Source organism: Streptococcus suis (genome assembly GCF_016743335.1).
In the GTDB taxonomy this organism is placed as follows: domain Bacteria; phylum Bacillota; class Bacilli; order Lactobacillales; family Streptococcaceae; genus Streptococcus; species Streptococcus suis_Y.
Window position 1 is genome coordinate 43,568 of the sequence record NZ_WCJE01000004.1, and the last position, 17,351, is coordinate 60,918.

The following is a 17,351-nucleotide window of genomic DNA, read 5'->3' on the forward strand; positions in this document are numbered from 1 at the left end:
TCACTTATCACAAATCACAAGTGATTTGTGATTGTTGATGATAAAATAAGAATAAGAAGAAATAGAAAGAAGTGAGTGATTGTGGGAAATTTAGGCGCACAAAAAGAAAAACGAAATGATACACCAATCAGTGCAAAAAAAGATATAATGGGAGATAAGACGGTTCGTGTTCGTGCTGACTTGCACCATATCATAAAATTTTGTATAATAGGAATTGAAGTTAAATTAGATGCTAAAAATTTGTAATTAAGAAGGAGGGATTCGTCATGTTGGTATTCAAAATGCGTAATGTAGATAAAACATCTACTGTTTTGAAACAGACTAAAAACAGTGATTACGTAGATAAATAAATACGTTAGATTAATTCCTACCAGTGACTAATCTTATGACTTTTTAAACAGATAACTAAAATTACAAACAAATCGTTTAACTTCTGTATTTATTTATAGATGTAATCACTTCAGGAGTGATTACATGAACAAAAATATAAAATATTCTCAAAACTTTTTAACGAGTGAAAAAGTACTCAACCAAATAATAAAACAATTGAATTTAAAAGAAACCGATACCGTTTACGAAATTGGAACAGGTAAAGGGCATTTAACGACGAAACTGGCTAAAATAAGTAAACAGGTAACGTCTATTGAATTAGACAGTCATCTATTCAACTTATCGTCAGAAAAATTAAAACTGAACACTCGTGTCACTTTAATTCACCAAGATATTCTACAGTTTCAATTCCCTAACAAACAGAGGTATAAAATTGTTGGGAATATTCCTTACCATTTAAGCACACAAATTATTAAAAAAGTGGTTTTTGAAAGCCGTGCGTCTGACATCTATCTGATTGTTGAAGAAGGATTCTACAAGCGTACCTTGGATATTCACCGAACACTAGGGTTGCTCTTGCACACTCAAGTCTCGATTCAGCAATTGCTTAAGCTGCCAGCGGAATGCTTTCATCCTAAACCAAAAGTAAACAGTGTCTTAATAAAACTTACCCGCCATACCACAGATGTTCCAGATAAATATTGGAAGCTATATACGTACTTTGTTTCAAAATGGGTCAATCGAGAATATCGTCAACTGTTTACTAAAAATCAGTTTCATCAAGCAATGAAACACGCCAAAGTAAACAATTTAAGTACCGTTACTTATGAGCAAGTATTGTCTATTTTTAATAGTTATCTATTATTTAACGGGAGGAAATAATTCTATGAGTCGCTTTTTTAAATTTGGAAAGTTACACGTTACTAAAGGGAATGGAGATAAATTATTAGATATACTACTGACAGCTTCCAAGAAGCTAAAGAGGTCCCTAGCGCCTACGGGGAATTTGTATCGATAAGGGGTACAAATTCCCACTAAGCGCTCGGGACCCCTTGTAGGAAAATGTCCTAAGTGTGGCAACAATATTGTATTAAAAAAATCGTTTTATGGTTGTTCAAATTATCCTGAATGTAAGTTTACTTTAGCTGAACATTTTAGAAAGAAAAAACTAACCAAAACGAATGTAAAAGAATTACTAGAGGGAAAAGAAACCCTGGTAAAAGGAATCAAAACGAAAGATAGAAAGTCCTACAATGCCGTTGTAAAAATCGGAGAAAAGGGATATATTGATTTTATCTCTTTTTCAAAATAAGCATAAAAGCCCTTTAAAGAGGGCTTTTGAGGTAACAGACAATGGCAAAGACAATTTTTGAGGAAATGGGCGGCAAATACGAAAGGCAAGGCGATTATTTAATACCGTGCTTAACTGTACCCGCCGAAGAAGAACAGGCAATAGGCATCTGGGGGCAACGGCATTTAGATTATCTAAAACAGTACCGTAAAGTTACATACACCAATCTTCTTACAAGCGGCAGGCTAAACGCCTACCTTGCCGACATCAACAGACAGGCACAGGAACGCTTTGAAAGGCTCATAGAGGGTATGAAACAGGCACAGGGCATAACGGAACAGCTAAAGGCAGAAAACGCCTTAGAATGGACAGGATGCCTCAATAACATAAGGGCTTGTGCGAGGGAGATTGTGGAAAAGGAAATTATTTTTGCATAAACAGATGATTAGTGGCAGGGGGAAATCCTGCCGCTTTTTCTGCTTTAGTTTGTCAGCTTGACAAATAAAGGGTTAAGGAATATAATTAGATTCAGTATTATACAAGGAGTTAATAAATATGCGGCAAGGTATTTTTAAATAAACTGTCAATTTGATAGTGGGAACAAAAAGTAGCAGTCCCGTTTCACTTTTAATATGGGGCTTAGTTTTTTGTACCCAGTTTAAGAATACTTTTATCATGTAATTTTATATGCCCGAAAACATATAAGTGTTTTGGGGCTATTGGAGTTATTTACCCAGTGATAGGAGTATTTATCACTGGGTATTTTTATGCCCTTTTTTGGGTGTTGATAGGAGGAAAATCACATGAAAATAATTAACTTAGGCATTCTGGCTCACGTTGACGCAGGAAAGACAACATTAACGGAGAGTTTATTGTATACCAGTGGTGCGATTGCGGAATTAGGGAGCGTGGATAAAGGAACAACAAGAACAGATACAATGAATTTGGAGCGTCAAAGAGGAATTACCATACAGACGGCAGTGACATCTTTTCAGTGGGAGGATGTAAAAGTCAACATTATAGATACGCCAGGCCATATGGATTTTTTGGCGGAAGTATACCGTTCTTTATCCGTATTAGACGGAGCAGTATTATTAGTTTCTGCAAAGGATGGCATACAGGCACAGACCCGTATACTGTTTCATGCATTACAGACAATGAAGATTCCAACAATCTTTTTTATCAATAAAATTGACCAAGAGGGAATTGATTTGCCAATGGTATATCAAGAAATGAAAGCAAAGCTTTCTTCGGAAATTATAGTGAAGCAAAAGGTTGGGCAGCATCCCCATATAAATGTAACGGACAATGACGATATGGAACAGTGGGATGCGGTAATTATGGGAAACGATGAACTATTAGAGAAATATATGTCAGGGAAACCGTTTAAAATGTCAGAACTGGAACAGGAAGAAAACAGGAGATTCCAAAACGGAACGTTATTTCCCGTTTATCACGGAAGTGCTAAAAACAATCTGGGGATTCGGCAGCTTATAGAAGTGATTGCCAGTAAGTTTTATTCATCAACGCCTGAAGGTCAATCTGAACTATGCGGGCAGGTTTTTAAGATTGAATATTCAGAAAAAAGGAGGCGTTTGGCTTATGTGCGTCTGTACAGCGGCGCATTGCATTCGAGGGACGTTGTCAGAATATCAGAAAAAGAGAAAATAAAAATTACAGAGATGAGTATTCCTACAAACGGTGAATTGTGTTTAGCAGATACGGCTTACTCTGGTGATATTGTAATTTTACCAAATGATGTTTTGCAGCTAAACAGTATTTTGGGGAACGAAATACTGTTGCCGCAGAGAAAATTTATTGAAAATCCGCTCCCTATGCTCCAAACAACAATTGAAGTAAAGAAATCCGAACAGCGGGAAGTGTTGCTTGAGGCACTTACAGAAATCTCAGATGGCGATCCTCTTTTAAAGTATTACGTGGATACTACAACGCATGAAATTATACTTTCCTTTTTGGGGAAGGTACAGATGGAAGTTATTTGTGCCATTCTTGAGGAAAAGTATCATGTAGAGGCAGAAATAAAAGAACCTACTGTTATATACATGGAAAGACCGCTTAGAAAAGCAGAATATACCATCCACATAGAAGTCCCGCCAAATCCTTTCTGGGCTTCTGTCGGGTTGTCCATAGAGCCGCTCCCTATTGGAAGCGGAGTGCAGTATGAAAGCAGAGTTTCACTTGGATATTTAAATCAATCGTTCCAAAATGCGGTTATGGAGGGGGTTCTTTATGGCTGCGAGCAGGGGCTGTATGGATGGAAAGTGACAGACTGTAAAATCTGTTTTGAATATGGATTGTATTATAGTCCTGTAAGTACCCCCGCAGACTTTCGGCTGCTTTCCCCTATCGTATTGGAGCAGGCTTTAAAAAAAGCAGGGACAGAACTATTAGAGCCATATCTCCACTTTGAAATTTATGCACCGCAGGAATATCTCTCACGGGCGTATCATGATGCCCCAAGGTATTGTGCAGATATTGTAAGTACTCAGGTAAAGAATGACGAGGTCATTCTGAAAGGAGAAATCCCTGCCAGATGTATTCAAGAATACAGGAACGATTTAACTTATTTCACAAATGGGCAGGGAGTCTGCTTGACAGAGTTAAAAGGATACCAGCCAGCTATTGGTAAATTTATTTGCCAACCCCGCCGCCCGAATAGCCGTATAGATAAGGTTCGGCATATGTTCCACAAGTTAGCTTAACAGCTTGCAAAAGTCATATAAAATGAGATTTGAAAGGATTAGAGACTAATTATGATGAAATGCGAATGGATATTGTGTCCTGTTTGTGGGAGCAAAACCCGTAATAAAATTAGGAAGGACACTGTTTTGGAGAATTATCCCCTTTATTGTCCAAAATGCAGACAAGAAAGCTTGATTAAAGTTGACAACTTGAAGATAACTGTCATCAAAGAGCCAGACGCTTAAGACGCAGAGCCGATGAAATTGTGGAACAATTCACGAATCATCGGCTCTTTTTGTTTCGTATTTGAAAGAACAAACTCACCAAATAAAAAAAACGATATTCGGGTGGGTTATTTTGTTATACCCTAAATTACCCTCTGAATTTGTTTTTAAATTTGGAGGGATTTTTTTATGTTCTTTTTTCGGGCGGTTATTCATCTGCTCATACGAAGTAAAATTTATCAATACATAGCATATCAGAGAATGGCAGGAAACCAGTTAAAAAAATTTCTGCCAGTGCAGCGGTACTTCTCACCTTGAAAGTGGAAGTACAATCTCCATACAACAGAATTTGTATTTCCCATAACCGTGAAGGTCACAGAGCCTTTGCGGTTTTTCTTTTGTCGTTTTTTGTTGGAAAGTGCCGCAGGGCTGTTTCTGGTGTGCGTTGCCGCTCCCCGCCTCTCCATCTGGATTTTTACATTTCAAAAATTCAGATTGGAGGTATTAGCGGTGAAATACGCACCAAGAAAAGTATATATCAAAGAAAGCGGCGGCTATGTGGAACTGTCCTATACGGATTTCTGCCGCCGCAGGCAAGCCGACAAGGGATATATGGACAAGCTGTTTATCCCCGTCCAAGGTTGTCTGCTTGAAGTCGTAAGGGAGCAATATGCGGACTTCTACCGTGACAGGGAGCGGTGGCGTTACCTGCAAAAATTAGATGCGAGGAACAGCCTGCTATCTCTGGACGGATTTACGGACAGCGAGGGGAATCCTCTGGACTTTATCGCTGATGAAGCGGCGGACATTGCGGAAACCGTTGTCAATGCTGTTATGGTGGACAGGCTGAAAGCCGCCCTGCCTTTGTTGTCGGATAGTGAGCAGGAGTTGATACAGGCAATCTTTTTTGACGGACTTTCCGAGCGTGAAGTCGGGGCGAGGTTAGGCATAACCCAGAGCGTTGTGAACAAACGCAAAGCCAGAATCCTAAGAAAACTAAGAAAGATAATAGAAAATTAAAATTTAAGGCGTTCAGCCCCCTTGTTTTTTCCTTTGGGAAAATGAGGGGGCTTTTCTCTGCCCTCTCAATCAATTCTGATTGGAGGAAGAAAGAATGGCATACAACCACGGACGGGAGGACAGGAAATGGCGTATCTGGAAAGAAGCGGAGGAAAAGCTGCTGCGTGAGTGCGGCGTTGATGAAGCGACCATTGAGCAGATACGCATAGCGGACAGGGCAGACTTCAATTCCAACAGGCGGTTTTACCGATGGACGAATGACGTTGCGGAATACCTTGAGGACATGGCAGACAGGGAGCGGCAAGCGGAGGTGAATACAGTTGCGGAGTTACTGGACGAGATTGAGAGCGAAAATCTCTATCAAGTATTAGTCACGGTGGACGGGCGTACCTTGAAAATCGTCCTGCTGAAAATGCAGGGGTATTCCACAAAGGAGATTGCCCCGCTTGTGCATTTGACGACTGGTGCCATCTATGCGAGGTTAGACCATCTGCGGAAGAAGCTGCGGAAAATTTTATAGCTTCTAAAACAGCCTGCCATCCTGCGGGCTACTGGGTGAGGGATGGAAATCCCCTCACTCATTTTTTGCAGGAGGACAACAGGATGGCATACAGGGTTAAGGCATACACGCTTCGGGAGGAATCCACGGAAAGCGGCACAAGGTATTTTATCAGCTTTAAGGACGGGCAGGGCAAATCCCACGAGTTGGAAGTGTCGGAACAGTTCTTTATGGAGTTTCGGCAGATGGAGCGCAGGAACAGGAATCTTTTCTAATGGGACGAGCGGCACAGGGAGTTTAACGAGGTATGGGACGAAACCCTTTACAGACGGGCGTTGCGTGTACCTAAGAGCCTTGATGAACGCATGGTTGAGGAAGAACGGAATGAAACGCTCTATAAGGCGGTTGGGAGCCTTCCAGAGATACAAAGGCGGCGTTTCCTGCTCTACTACGAGTATGAGTTCAATTTTTACCAAATCGCCGCTATGGAGCATTGCACCGCTTCGGCAATACAGAAATCTGTTGCGATTGCAAAGGAGAAAGTAAAGGCGGAAATTGAAGAAATATCTCCAACCGTGACCGACACCGCCCGAAAGGAGGAAAGCCATGCAGAAGTTACAGACAGTCAACGCCGAAACGCTCCTTTATGAACCGCTTGAGAAACCATCCTTTGTGGTGGACAGCCTTATCCCGACAGGCTTATCGCTGTTCTGCGGCTCACAGAAGATAGGCAAAAGCTGGCTCATGCTGAAGCTATGCTTATGCGTGTCGCAGGGAATCCCTTTATGGGATATGCCGACAATGGAGGGCGATGTGCTTTACCTCTGCCTTGAGGACACGTTCTGCCGCATACAGGACAGGTTATTTCGTTTGACGGACGAAGCAAGCGGGCGGCTCCACTTTGCCGTGGCAAGCTGCAAGCTGTCAGACGGTCTTATCGTGCAGCTTGAAGATTATCTGAAAGATTACCCAGACAGCAGGCTCATTGTCATTGATACCTTGCAGAAAGTCCGTACAGCTTCAAAAGACAATGCCTATGCAAGCGACTATGGGGACATCTCCCTCATCAAAGACTTTGCCGACAGGCACTCTCTGGCGGTCATTGTCGTACACCACATCCGAAAGCAGAATGACAGCGACGTGTTCAACAAGGTGTCTGGGACGACAGGATTAACGGGGAGTGCGGACGCTACCTTTGTTCTGGAAAAGGAGAAACGTGCGTCTGACACCGCCAAGCTGTATGTGACGGGCAGGGACACGCCTTATCAGGAATACACGCTGCGTTTCCGTGATTGCCGTTGGGAGCTTGTGGAGCGGAAAACGCAGGAGCAGCTTGCGAAAGAAACGATACCAGATGTCCTTTTTCGGTTGGTGGATTTTATGAGGGATAAGGAAGAATGGATAGGCACGGCAACGGAACTGTTAGCCGCTATGGGGGAAACGGAAACCATACCCACGGTGATTACGAAATGGCTGAATGAATACCGCACCACATTTTTAAGCGAGAACCGTATCTGCTACCAGTACAGCCGCAGGAAAGACGGCAGGCGGATTGCCCTTGCAAGGAGGGCGGGTGACAGCGGTGATGGTGGTGACAGCGATATTAGGATACCCCCCTGTTACTGTCATTGACGCTTAAAGCCATGTAAAGCTGGCGGCTCTGCCCTGCGGGTGACAGCAGTGACGGTGGTGACAGTGATTTTAGGATACCCTGCCGCTGTCATCCCTACGGGAGAACACCCCGTAAACGCAAAATGCAGGCGTGAGATTTACTCGCCCTTTTCGGTCGTGTAAAACCACCCCTGCGGTCAGAAAAATCATTCCGATTTTTCCGACTGCGTTTACAGGGTGTAACACACTACACTTTGCCCTGCAAAGTCGTGTGCCAGACGTTCCCTCTGGACTCCCTTAAGGCAGGGCTGTGCCCTGCTATCCTACGCCTTACGGCTTCGGATAAAAGAATGGCGGCATGACGGTGACGGCTCTTGCGAGGGGGGTATCCCAAAAACACCGTCATCATCGACATGACCGTCATGCAGGGGGTGAGGGTGACAGTTGCGGCAGTCGGCAGGGGGTATCCCAAAACTGCTGTCACCACCGTCACCGCTGTCACCCCAAAGGACGGTCACCCGCCGAAAGAAAGGAGGAATCCGCCTATGCCTTATGCAATCCTGCGTTTCCAGAAACGAAAAGCGGGCGGCGTTGCGGCTTGTGAACGCCACAACGAGCGGAAGAAAGAAGCCTACAAAAGCAACCCAGATATAGATATGGAACGCTCTAAAAACAATTACCATCTCATAGCACCACCAAAGTACACCTACAAGAAAGAGATTAACCGCATGGTAGCCGAAGCGGGGTGCAGGACAAGGAAAGACAGCGTGATGATGGTGGAAACGCTCATCACAGCTTCACCAGAATTTATGAACCAGTTACCGCCCGAAGAACAAAAAGCGTATTTCCAGACGGCTCTTGACTTCATTTCGGAGCGTGTTGGAAAGCAGAATATCCTCTCCGCTGTCGTCCATATGGACGAGAGAACGCCCCATATGCACCTCTGCTTTGTGCAGATTACGCCAGACAATAAGCTGTCAGCGAAAGCTATCTTAGGCAACCAGAAATCATTATCCGAGTGGCAGACCGCCTACCATGAGCGGATGTCCTCACGGTGGAATCAGCTTGAACGGGGGCAGTCCTCAATGGAAACCAAGCGGAAACACGTCCCCACATGGCTCTATAAATTAGGCGGCAGGCTTGATAAACAGTATGAAGAAATCGTGTCTGCCCTATCCGACATCAACGCCTTTAACGCAGGGAAGAAAAGGGATAAAGCGTTAGATTTACTCTCTGCATGGCTGCCAGACGTGGAGAAATTCTCTAAGGAAATCGGGAAACAGCAGGCGTATATCGACAGTTTGAAAGAGAGAATTGGGCAGGAATCAGACTATGCGGGGCGTATGCGTGATGAAAAGTACGAGCAGGAACTAAAGGTGCAGAAAGCGAATCAGAAGATATTTGAATTGCAGAGAACCAACGAGCAGATGGGGCGGCTGCTGTCAAAAATACCACCCGAAGTGTTGGAAGAATTGCAGAAAAATCATAGAAGCAGAGCGAAAGAAAGGTAGATATGTGAATGAAGAAACAGGATTTTAAGGTGTTAAAGACCAAAGACTTGTACCCGTTCCCCGACAATCCGTTTCATGTGGCAGAAGATGAAACACTGTCAGAGTTAGCGGAAAGCATCAAGGAATTTGGCATTGTCACGCCGATAATCACACGCCCGAAAGAGGACGGGGACGGTTATGAAGTGATTGCAGGACAGCGGCGTGTCCGTGCTTCTGAACTTGCAGGGATAAATACCGTGCCTGCGTTTGTCCTGCCCTTAGACCGTGACCGAGCCATCATCACCCTTGTAGACAGCAATTTGCAGCGTGAGAATATCCTGCCATCGGAGCGGGCGTTTGCTTACAAGATGAAATCCGAAGCCATGAAGCGGCAGGGTTTCCGCACAGACTTAACCTCGTCACAAGTTGTGACGAAGTTGCGGACGGACGACAAGGTGGCACAGGGCTTCGGCGTGGGCAGGATGACCGTGCAGCGTTTTATCCGCCTGACGGAACTGATACCGCCGATTTTGCAGATGGTGGACGAGGGGAAAATCGCCCTCACGCCTGCGGTGGAACTGTCCTTCTTGAAGAAAGACGAGCAGGAAAACCTCTTTGCCACGATGGAGAGCGAAGAAGCAACGCCCTCACTCTCACAGGCACAGCGGATGAAACAGTTAAGCCAGAGCGGGCGGCTTGACATGGATACGATATTTGCGATTATGACGGAGGAAAAGGGCAACCAGAAAGAAACCTTGAAAATCAACACAAGCAAGCTGAAAAAATACTTTCCGAAGAACACAACGCCGAAGCAGATGGAGGAAACCATCATCAAACTTTTGGAGCGTGAGTTGCAGAGGAAACGCAACCGTGACAGCCGCTAATCTTCTTTTTTCGGGAAGTAAATACAGAGAGTTGAGGTATGGAGAATGAGAGAAATCCAGTATGAAATCGTAAAGGAAATCGCAGTATTGTCTACGGGCGACAGTGGCTACACAAAGGAAATCAATCTCATTTCATGGAATGGGAAAGAGCCGAAGTATGACATCCGCAGCTTTTCCCCGAACCGTGAAAAGTGCGGCAAGGGAATCACGCTGAACGCTGATGAAGCGGCGGCACTCCTTAAAGCATTACAGAAAGAATTAAACAGCGAGGATTAATGGTATCTGATTGGCAGGGCGGGGACATTTCCAAACTCTTCCCTGCCCTGTCTGGAAAGGAAGATTTAAGTATGGGCGAGGATAAGAAAGCAGATAAAAAGAGAAAGCGTATCGTGCCAAAAGCACCAGTGCAGATGATAATCAGCCGTGAATATGTCGGCACACAGACCGTTACAGAAGCGTTTGTCCCGATTATCTCCGAGGATATTCGGAAGAAGATTGCCGAGGGCGACACCTTCGACAATGAGGGGCTGTCCGCTTAGAATGTACGCAATGGGACATGAAAACAGATAGGACAGATACGGAGGTTTTACAGTATGGCAGGAATCAAAGAAGAAAAGAAAATCTATTTAGTCGGCATTTATTGCCGCTTATCTAAAGACGATGGTACGGATAACGAGAGTGCGAGCATTGCGACACAGAAATCCATCCTCACGGATTATGTGAAAAAGCAGGGATGGCACATAGCAAAAACGTATGTGGACGATGGTTATTCTGGTACAAATTTCCAAAGACCAAGTTTCCAGAATATGATAAAAGACATTGAAAGCGGTCTGATAAACTGCGTGATTACGAAAGATTTATCCCGTCTGGGGAGAAACTATCTTGATTGTGGGTTATATCTGGAAGTTTTCTTCCCAGAGCATAACGTGAGGTATATAGCGGTCAATGACGGCGTAGATACCTTGAATAAATCTGCTATGGACATCACGCCTTTCCGCAACATTTTAAACGAAATGTATGCCGCTGACATATCTGTTAAGATAAAATCGGCATATCGGGCGAGGTTTCAACAGGGGAAATTCATGGGAACTACCGCCCCTTATGGCTATATCAAAGACCCTGCCGACCACAACCATCTGCTGATAGATGATAAAGTGGCACATGTTGTAAAAGAGATATTCGACCTTGCATTAAAAGGGAATGGAGTTGCCAAAATTTGCAGACATCTTAATAAACAGCATATCCTACGCCCTGCCGCTTATGCGGCGGAGCGTGGCGAAACAGGCTTTGAACGTCATTTTGAGGGGAACGAGGACAAACGCTATATTTGGAGTGGGAACAGCGTGAGGAGCATTTTAAGAAGCCCGATATATGCGGGAAATCTTGTAGGCTACAAACGGATTGCCGCCAATATGAAAAGCAAGAAACGCCCCTCTAAGCTGCCCGAAGAATGGGAAGTGATACCCAATACCCATGAGGGAATAGTCACGCAGGAGGAATTTGATATTGTCCAACAGCTTATTACAAGTCGTAGGCTTCCACAGAACAAGGGAGGATTTGTAAATATTTTTGCAGGCGTTATCAAGTGTGTGGACTGCGGATGTGCTCTGCGGGCAATGAACGTACACAGGAGGAAACGCCCAGAGATTATCGACTGTGTACAGTATTCATGTAATAATTATGCAAGAAACGGAAGAAGCGAGTGTAGTGCCCACAATATAGAAGCAAGGGATTTATTCAATGCCGTTCTTGCCGACATCAACTGTTTTGCGGATATGGCAGTGAATGATGAAAAGGCGGTCAGGGCCATAGAAAAGCGGCTCACGGAAACAGACCAGAGCAGGGCGAAAGCATTAGAGAAAGAACGTAAGAAGCTGAACAAACGCCTTGCGGAACTGGACAGGCTGTTTTCCTCTCTCTACGAGGATAAGGTCATGGAGCGTATTACCGAGCGGAATTTTGAGATGATGTCGGGGAAATACCAGAAAGAGCAGCTTGAAATTGAAGCAAGGCTGAAAGAGGTGACGGAAACTCTTAATGAAAGCTACGAGAAATCACGGGGAATCCGTGACTTCCTCGCCCTTATCCGAAATTATCAAGGCTTAAAAGAACTGGATGCAACAGTTATAAACGCACTCATAGACAAGATACTTGTTTCGGAGCGTGAGAAGATGGCAGACGGAACAGTGAAGCAGGAAATCAAGATTTACTATAAATTCATCGGCTTTGTCGATGAATTACATATCATACCTACAAAACGGTGGGCAGCAATGCCCGCTAAAAATTGTACGGTGTGCGGCGTTGAATATGTCCCGGGCTCTGGTGCATCAAGGTATTGTCCTGCTTGTGCCAAGAAGATACGGAGGGAGAAATCAAACGAGAGCAAATGCAGGAGCAGAGAACAGAAAAGGATAGCATGTATGAACTGTCCGCAAAAAATGACCGACTGAACTACGACAAGCGAGAACAACTAGCAGGAGACAGTCTTCTGCTTTTTTTGATAGGGAGGAAAGATGACACGAATTAAAGCAGTAAAACAAAAGGCCATTTTAGATGTTGCTGAGAGTCTGGGCTGTTCCTTCAGACGTTTATCAGGACACATTTATGAACACCCAGACCATGATTCCTTTCGGATTTTTGCCGATACCAATACTTTCAAATGGTTTTCAAGAGATATACAAGGAGATGTAATTGACTTTGTTCAATTAGTGACAGGTGTTTCTTTCAAAGAGGCTGTATCCTATCTTGAAACTGGGGATTTTGAACAAGTTAAGTTGATAGAAGAAACTTATCAACCATTTCAATACTATTTGCATGAAGAACCCTTTCAGCAAGCACGTACTTACTTGCAAGTCGTCCGTGGCCTAAGTGATCAGACTATTAATACCTTTGGCAGACAAGGATTGCTTGCTCACGCTACTTATCAATCGGAGCCCGTATTAGTGTTAAAAAGCTATGACCACAACGGGACCTTACAGGCCGCAAGCCTTCAAGGTCTCGTCAAAAATGAAGAAAAACACGATCGAGGTTATCTCAAAAAAATCATGAAAGGATCTCATGGCTATGTCGGTATTAGTTTCGATATTGGGAATCCTAAGCGACTCATTTTTTGTGAATCAGTTATCGATATGATGAGTTATTATCAGCTTTACCAAAAGCAATTATCCGATGTTCGCCTGATTTCAATGGAAGGTTTAAAACTTTCTGTGATTGCTTATCAGACCTTGCGTCTAGCAGCAGAGGAACAGGGGAAATTGGCATTTCTAGATACAGTAAATCCAAGCAGACTTAGTCATTATCTTCAGGCAATACAAGAGACGACAACCTTCTTCCAAACTCATTCAAATGCATTAACATTGGCTGTTGATAACGATGAGGCAGGAAGAGAATTTTGTCAGAAACTGTCAGATAAAGGACTTCCGCTTTCTCAAGATTTACCACCATTGCAAGGACTTGAAACAAAGTTAGATTGGAATGATATTGTGAAACGACAAAAGGAATTATCTTTAAGAGATCTTATCCAGTCAGCCCAAACAAAAGTCATTAGAGATCATCCTCCACCTAAACGAGAGCACACTTTTGATGTGATAACAAAATCAAGTCCGCTATCATAATCTAGAATGTGACAAGGAGGACACCCTATGAGTGTGATTGAACGTCTGGCTGAAAAAGTAGCTAGACAAGAAGAAAAGGTCTCACGTGAGACGGAGAAATTGGAACACTATCGTGACCAACTACAAACAGCTATGTACAGTACCTTTATCAAACGGCAACAATCTAGTCAGTTGTCATTTCATGAAGCACTAGAGCAAGCCTTTGGTAAAGAAACCACACTACACCCAAATTACAGAAATGAGGATACAGAATGAGTAAAACATGGAATTTTGATCAGCCACTAGATGATGTGAAACCAACATCATCCCATGAAGAACGAGCAAAAATTGCAGCACTTTTCCATAAACAAGATGAAAAACCAATTGAAGAAGTAGACTATGTGGCTGCTTTTGAACAGCAACAAAAGGAGTCAGAATCTAAAGATGTACAGACGCACGAATCAAAAGTTAAACAAAGCCAGCCGAAGAAAGTAAATATCACAAGCGACTATAAACAACACTTGGCAGACACTATTGCACAAAACAACAAGGATATTTCAGCCTGTCAAAAGCAAATTGAAGAACTTCATCAATTGATTGATGAAAAGAAAATCCAAAATAAAAAGTTGCAGGCTATTTCAGTAGCCATTGATGATTTATAAGTCAGGTAGTCCTATGCGGGCTACCTTTTTACAATGTAAGGAGAAGATAATGAGATTTTTTCAAAAGAAAACACAGAATCAAGACCGTTTTAAACGACTGATTCATCGACTGTCGGAGATGTCAGATAGTGAACTAACCAAAGTAGAACAACTCCTAGATGTGGTCTTTGATTCAAGTTTCAAGTCTAGTGAGAGAGTAGAAATATCTCGAAACGATATTACCACTGAGGAACAAAGTCTTGATAGGTCAATTCAGGAAGCGAAAAATAAACTGAATACTGAGCAGTTGGAGAAGCGAATAGAGCAGTTTAAGCAATCGAAGAAACCAAAAAACGGATAACGCACCATATTTGGTGCGTTATCCGTTTTTTATGGTATAATGAAAGCAAATATGAGGAGGTCTTTATCTATGATTGGAGACAATATCAAATCACTACGCCGAACACACGATTTAACACAGCCAGAATTTGCGAAAATGGTTGGTATTTCACGCAATAGCCTAAGTCGTTATGAGAATGGAACCAGCACTGTTTCAACTGAACTCATCGACCGTATTTGTCAGAAATTTAACGTTTCTTATGTCGATATTGTAGGGGAGGACAAGATGTTAACACCTGTTGAAGATTACCAACTGACTTTAAAAGTAGAAGTGCTAAAAGAACGTGGAGCAGCCATTTTATCGCAGCTCTATCGATATCAAGATAGTCAGGATATTGCTTTTGATGATGAAACAAATCCTTGGATTTTGATGAGTGATGATTTGGCTGAATTGCTCCATACGAAAATTTACCTTGTCGCTACTTTCGATGAAATAGAGCGTTACAATGGCTATTTAGATGGTATAGAGCGGATGTTAGACATGGTGCATCATCGGGTGGTGGCTTAATGAGACTGGAAGAATTTAGTGAGGCTGAATTTCAGAAGGCCTTGCAACGAACCATTCGGGCTTTAACCCGAGGAAAGACGATTTCAGATCAACCGAAAGCTATCTTACTTGGTGGACAAAGCGGAGCAGGTAAGACAACGATACATCGTATCAAGCAAAAGGAATTTCAAGGCAATATCATTATCATCGATGGTGACAGCTACCGTTCTCAGCATCCCAATTACTTATCCCTGCAAGAAAAGTATGGCAAGGACAGCGTGGACTATACCAAGGGATTTGCAGGAAAAATGGTAGAGCATCTGGTTGATGAACTTAGTACACAAGGTTATCATTTGCTGATTGAAGGGACTTTGCGTACCACTCAAGTTCCTCGTCAGACTGCTCAATTATTAGCTTCGAAAGGATACCAAGTTTCTTTAGCTGTAATTGGTACCAAACCAGAGCTTTCTTATCTCAGCACCTTGATTCGTTATGAAGAGCTTTATGCCATCGATCCCAATCAGGCCAGGGCAACACCAAAAGAACACCATGATGGGATTGTAGAGAACTTGGTTGATAACATAAGCGAGTTAGAAAGAGAGAAACTCTTTGAACAAATTCAAATTTATCAAAGAGATCGAACTTGTATCTACGATTCTGAAACTGATGAAGGCTCCGCAGCAGAAGTGTTACAAGAATGCCTCTTTGGAAAATGGAGTAAAGTCGAGGAAGAGATGTTGAAGGTGGGGAGAGAGCGGTTGACGGAGTTCTACAAAGAAAATAATAGAGGTGATTAAGTTGGCGAGTTCGAGGGTTGACCAAAATAGGAATGCAGCACCAAGTTGGAGTGGCTATATTCATCAAGGAAAAGTTGGCTTTTTGGTAGCATTAAGGCAGTTACGACAGTGTATTGAAAACGGAATAGAGAATTTTGAAGGGTATACCATTAGATATGAAAATGCTGAGGACTTTGATATTGTTGGCAATGAAGAGCAAGTATTATCGAGGCATCAAGTAAAAGCCTATATCAATGGTAATGAGAGAGAGAATTACTCGGACCTTTTTAATATTCAAACAAGGAAGTTAGAAAATGGAAAGGAAAAAATAAATGTAAAGGGGTATCAGATTCATGAATTTGATGGTCAAGGAAACGTGGTACGTATGGTGGTTTCTCCTGAGAGCAGATTTTTGCATGTGATTGTTAGTGTGCCAGATTTTTATTTGACACGGGAAGAATATAAATCTAAGTTCCCTGGCAGGACAAAATATACTAAAAATGAGTCTCAAGTTCAACTTTATAAATATAAAGTTGGCTCCGATGAAGTGTTATATTGTCCGCTTTCTCAAAATGATGGTAATGATACAATTAGAGATTATTGTACAGCTGAAATAAAAGAAATTTTAAAATTAAAGGGTAATCCATTGAATGATAGTGTTTCACATTTAAAACAAGTATATCTCAGGTATGTAGGTTCTTTATTGGATCATAGCATTGGACAAGCACACAGTGAATCTGGTTTTCCAGAAATATCCTTTGGAGAAATAATTTCCATTATTGAAAATGAAGCTCCTAAAGATGAAGTATATGAAATGAAGAATACTTTGACTTATAGCTGGGAAAAATATCATCGTGATTATTCAACTGATATTTCTGAAGAGAACTTCAAACTAATGGATAAAATAATCAATCATTTACTGTCGCTATCTAAAAAAGAGTTTTATAAGTTTGTAAGAATGGTTTTACCCCATGAAAAGTCGGATGAAGATTTTGCAAAAATATTTAATATTACTCTCTTAGAAAGAATATTCTATTCGTTGATAAAAGATGTTAGAGAATTTTCGTTTAAACATTATAGTTTTTTAGATGATGTTAAAAAAAGTTATAGATTCTCCTTAATTGATATTGAAGAATCTCCTGGTCGTATTGCAACAGTAATTAAAAATATTATTGATAATTCAGAATTTTTAAAAGCCACTTTTAATCATGATTTTCTTATTAATAGGGATATAGATGGAGTTTCGATTGGAGTAAGAATAGATGAATTTGATAGTATGTCAGATAGTAGATATAAAGATGAATGGAATACAGGAATGCAACATAATATTTTTAAACCGAATATGGAATTTATTGGCATTAAGAAAGTGAAAGAAAAGAATTTGAGTGTGCCGGAGGACTAAT

21 protein-coding genes and 2 pseudogenes are annotated in these 17,351 nt (G+C 42.2%); all 23 read left to right on the top strand.

Going from position 1 to position 17,351, the window contains the following annotated elements:
- Positions 1–81: 81 nt before the first annotated feature.
- Entirely contained in the window at positions 82–246 is a 165-nt protein-coding gene (locus F9856_RS02390) for a peptide-binding protein (RefSeq protein WP_002935077.1), read from the top strand.
- A gap of 20 nt (positions 247–266) precedes the next feature.
- Positions 267–350 (top strand): 23S rRNA methyltransferase attenuator leader peptide ErmL, encoded by an 84-nt coding sequence (locus F9856_RS02395; RefSeq protein WP_032498970.1) that lies wholly within the window; start codon positions 267–269, stop codon positions 348–350.
- A gap of 124 nt (positions 351–474) precedes the next feature.
- On the top strand, positions 475–1,212 hold the full coding sequence (gene erm(B), locus F9856_RS02400) for a 23S rRNA (adenine(2058)-N(6))-methyltransferase Erm(B) (RefSeq protein ID WP_001038796.1): 738 nt from the start codon (positions 475–477) through the stop codon (positions 1,210–1,212).
- 169 nt (positions 1,213–1,381) lie between these two features.
- A pseudogene (locus F9856_RS02405) lies at positions 1,382–1,642 on the top strand (topoisomerase DNA-binding C4 zinc finger domain-containing protein); the annotation flags it as partial.
- 41 nt (positions 1,643–1,683) lie between these two features.
- The gene (locus F9856_RS02410) at positions 1,684–2,058 is read left to right on the top strand and encodes a TnpV protein (RefSeq protein WP_029172348.1); all 375 of its coding nucleotides are present in this window, start codon (positions 1,684–1,686) and stop codon (positions 2,056–2,058) included.
- A gap of 366 nt (positions 2,059–2,424) precedes the next feature.
- Positions 2,425–4,344: a tetracycline resistance ribosomal protection protein Tet(O) gene (gene tet(O), locus F9856_RS02415; RefSeq protein ID WP_202105606.1), complete on the top strand. Its 1,920-nt coding sequence runs from the start codon at positions 2,425–2,427 to the stop codon at positions 4,342–4,344.
- Between the two features lie 51 nt (positions 4,345–4,395).
- Positions 4,396–4,569: a cysteine-rich KTR domain-containing protein gene (locus F9856_RS02420; RefSeq protein ID WP_011528024.1), complete on the top strand. Its 174-nt coding sequence runs from the start codon at positions 4,396–4,398 to the stop codon at positions 4,567–4,569.
- Positions 4,570–5,058: 489 nt separating this feature from the next.
- Positions 5,059–5,568: a sigma-70 family RNA polymerase sigma factor gene (locus tag F9856_RS02425; RefSeq protein ID WP_000872511.1), complete on the top strand. Its 510-nt coding sequence runs from the start codon at positions 5,059–5,061 to the stop codon at positions 5,566–5,568.
- Positions 5,569–5,662: 94 nt separating this feature from the next.
- The gene (locus F9856_RS02430) at positions 5,663–6,088 is read left to right on the top strand and encodes a sigma-70 family RNA polymerase sigma factor (protein WP_043035759.1); all 426 of its coding nucleotides are present in this window, start codon (positions 5,663–5,665) and stop codon (positions 6,086–6,088) included.
- 83 nt (positions 6,089–6,171) lie between these two features.
- Positions 6,172–6,646, top strand: a pseudogene (locus F9856_RS12350) (RNA polymerase sigma factor).
- Between the two features lie 27 nt (positions 6,647–6,673).
- A complete protein-coding gene (locus F9856_RS02440) occupies positions 6,674–7,699 on the top strand; it encodes an AAA family ATPase (protein ID WP_001170964.1) in 1,026 nt (341 codons plus the stop codon).
- 524 nt (positions 7,700–8,223) lie between these two features.
- Positions 8,224–9,189, top strand: coding sequence for a MobV family relaxase (mobV, locus tag F9856_RS02445; protein WP_202105607.1), 966 nt, complete (start codon positions 8,224–8,226; stop codon positions 9,187–9,189).
- A gap of 8 nt (positions 9,190–9,197) precedes the next feature.
- Positions 9,198–10,052: a ParB/RepB/Spo0J family partition protein gene (locus F9856_RS02450; RefSeq protein ID WP_000743700.1), complete on the top strand. Its 855-nt coding sequence runs from the start codon at positions 9,198–9,200 to the stop codon at positions 10,050–10,052.
- 45 nt (positions 10,053–10,097) lie between these two features.
- Positions 10,098–10,328: a YdbC family protein gene (locus F9856_RS02455; RefSeq protein ID WP_001206986.1), complete on the top strand. Its 231-nt coding sequence runs from the start codon at positions 10,098–10,100 to the stop codon at positions 10,326–10,328.
- A 71-nt stretch (positions 10,329–10,399) separates the two neighbouring features.
- Positions 10,400–10,591: a hypothetical protein gene (locus F9856_RS02460; RefSeq protein ID WP_001820669.1), complete on the top strand. Its 192-nt coding sequence runs from the start codon at positions 10,400–10,402 to the stop codon at positions 10,589–10,591.
- A gap of 54 nt (positions 10,592–10,645) precedes the next feature.
- Entirely contained in the window at positions 10,646–12,502 is a 1,857-nt protein-coding gene (locus F9856_RS02465; protein ID WP_202105608.1) for a recombinase family protein, read from the top strand.
- 63 nt (positions 12,503–12,565) lie between these two features.
- Positions 12,566–13,666: a toprim domain-containing protein gene (locus F9856_RS02470; protein WP_000196860.1), complete on the top strand. Its 1,101-nt coding sequence runs from the start codon at positions 12,566–12,568 to the stop codon at positions 13,664–13,666.
- A 27-nt stretch (positions 13,667–13,693) separates the two neighbouring features.
- On the top strand, positions 13,694–13,921 hold the full coding sequence (locus F9856_RS02475; RefSeq protein ID WP_000110922.1) for a DUF5965 family protein: 228 nt from the start codon (positions 13,694–13,696) through the stop codon (positions 13,919–13,921).
- Positions 13,918–14,307 (top strand): DUF5945 family protein, encoded by a 390-nt coding sequence (locus F9856_RS02480; protein ID WP_044475264.1) that lies wholly within the window; start codon positions 13,918–13,920, stop codon positions 14,305–14,307. The genes F9856_RS02475 and F9856_RS02480 overlap by 4 nt, the downstream gene beginning before the upstream one ends.
- A gap of 49 nt (positions 14,308–14,356) precedes the next feature.
- On the top strand, positions 14,357–14,647 hold the full coding sequence (locus F9856_RS02485; RefSeq protein ID WP_202105609.1) for a hypothetical protein: 291 nt from the start codon (positions 14,357–14,359) through the stop codon (positions 14,645–14,647).
- A 69-nt stretch (positions 14,648–14,716) separates the two neighbouring features.
- Complete coding sequence (pezA, locus tag F9856_RS02490) at positions 14,717–15,193, top strand: type II toxin-antitoxin system antitoxin PezA (RefSeq protein ID WP_202105610.1); 477 nt, start codon at positions 14,717–14,719, stop codon at positions 15,191–15,193.
- Complete coding sequence (gene pezT / locus F9856_RS02495) at positions 15,193–15,969, top strand: type II toxin-antitoxin system toxin PezT (RefSeq protein WP_202105611.1); 777 nt, start codon at positions 15,193–15,195, stop codon at positions 15,967–15,969. Before pezA ends, pezT begins: the two co-directional genes overlap by 1 nt.
- Complete coding sequence (locus tag F9856_RS02500; protein ID WP_328708143.1) at positions 15,962–17,350, top strand: ABC-three component system protein; 1,389 nt, start codon at positions 15,962–15,964, stop codon at positions 17,348–17,350. The genes pezT and F9856_RS02500 overlap by 8 nt, the downstream gene beginning before the upstream one ends.
- Position 17,351: the final 1 nt, after the last annotated feature.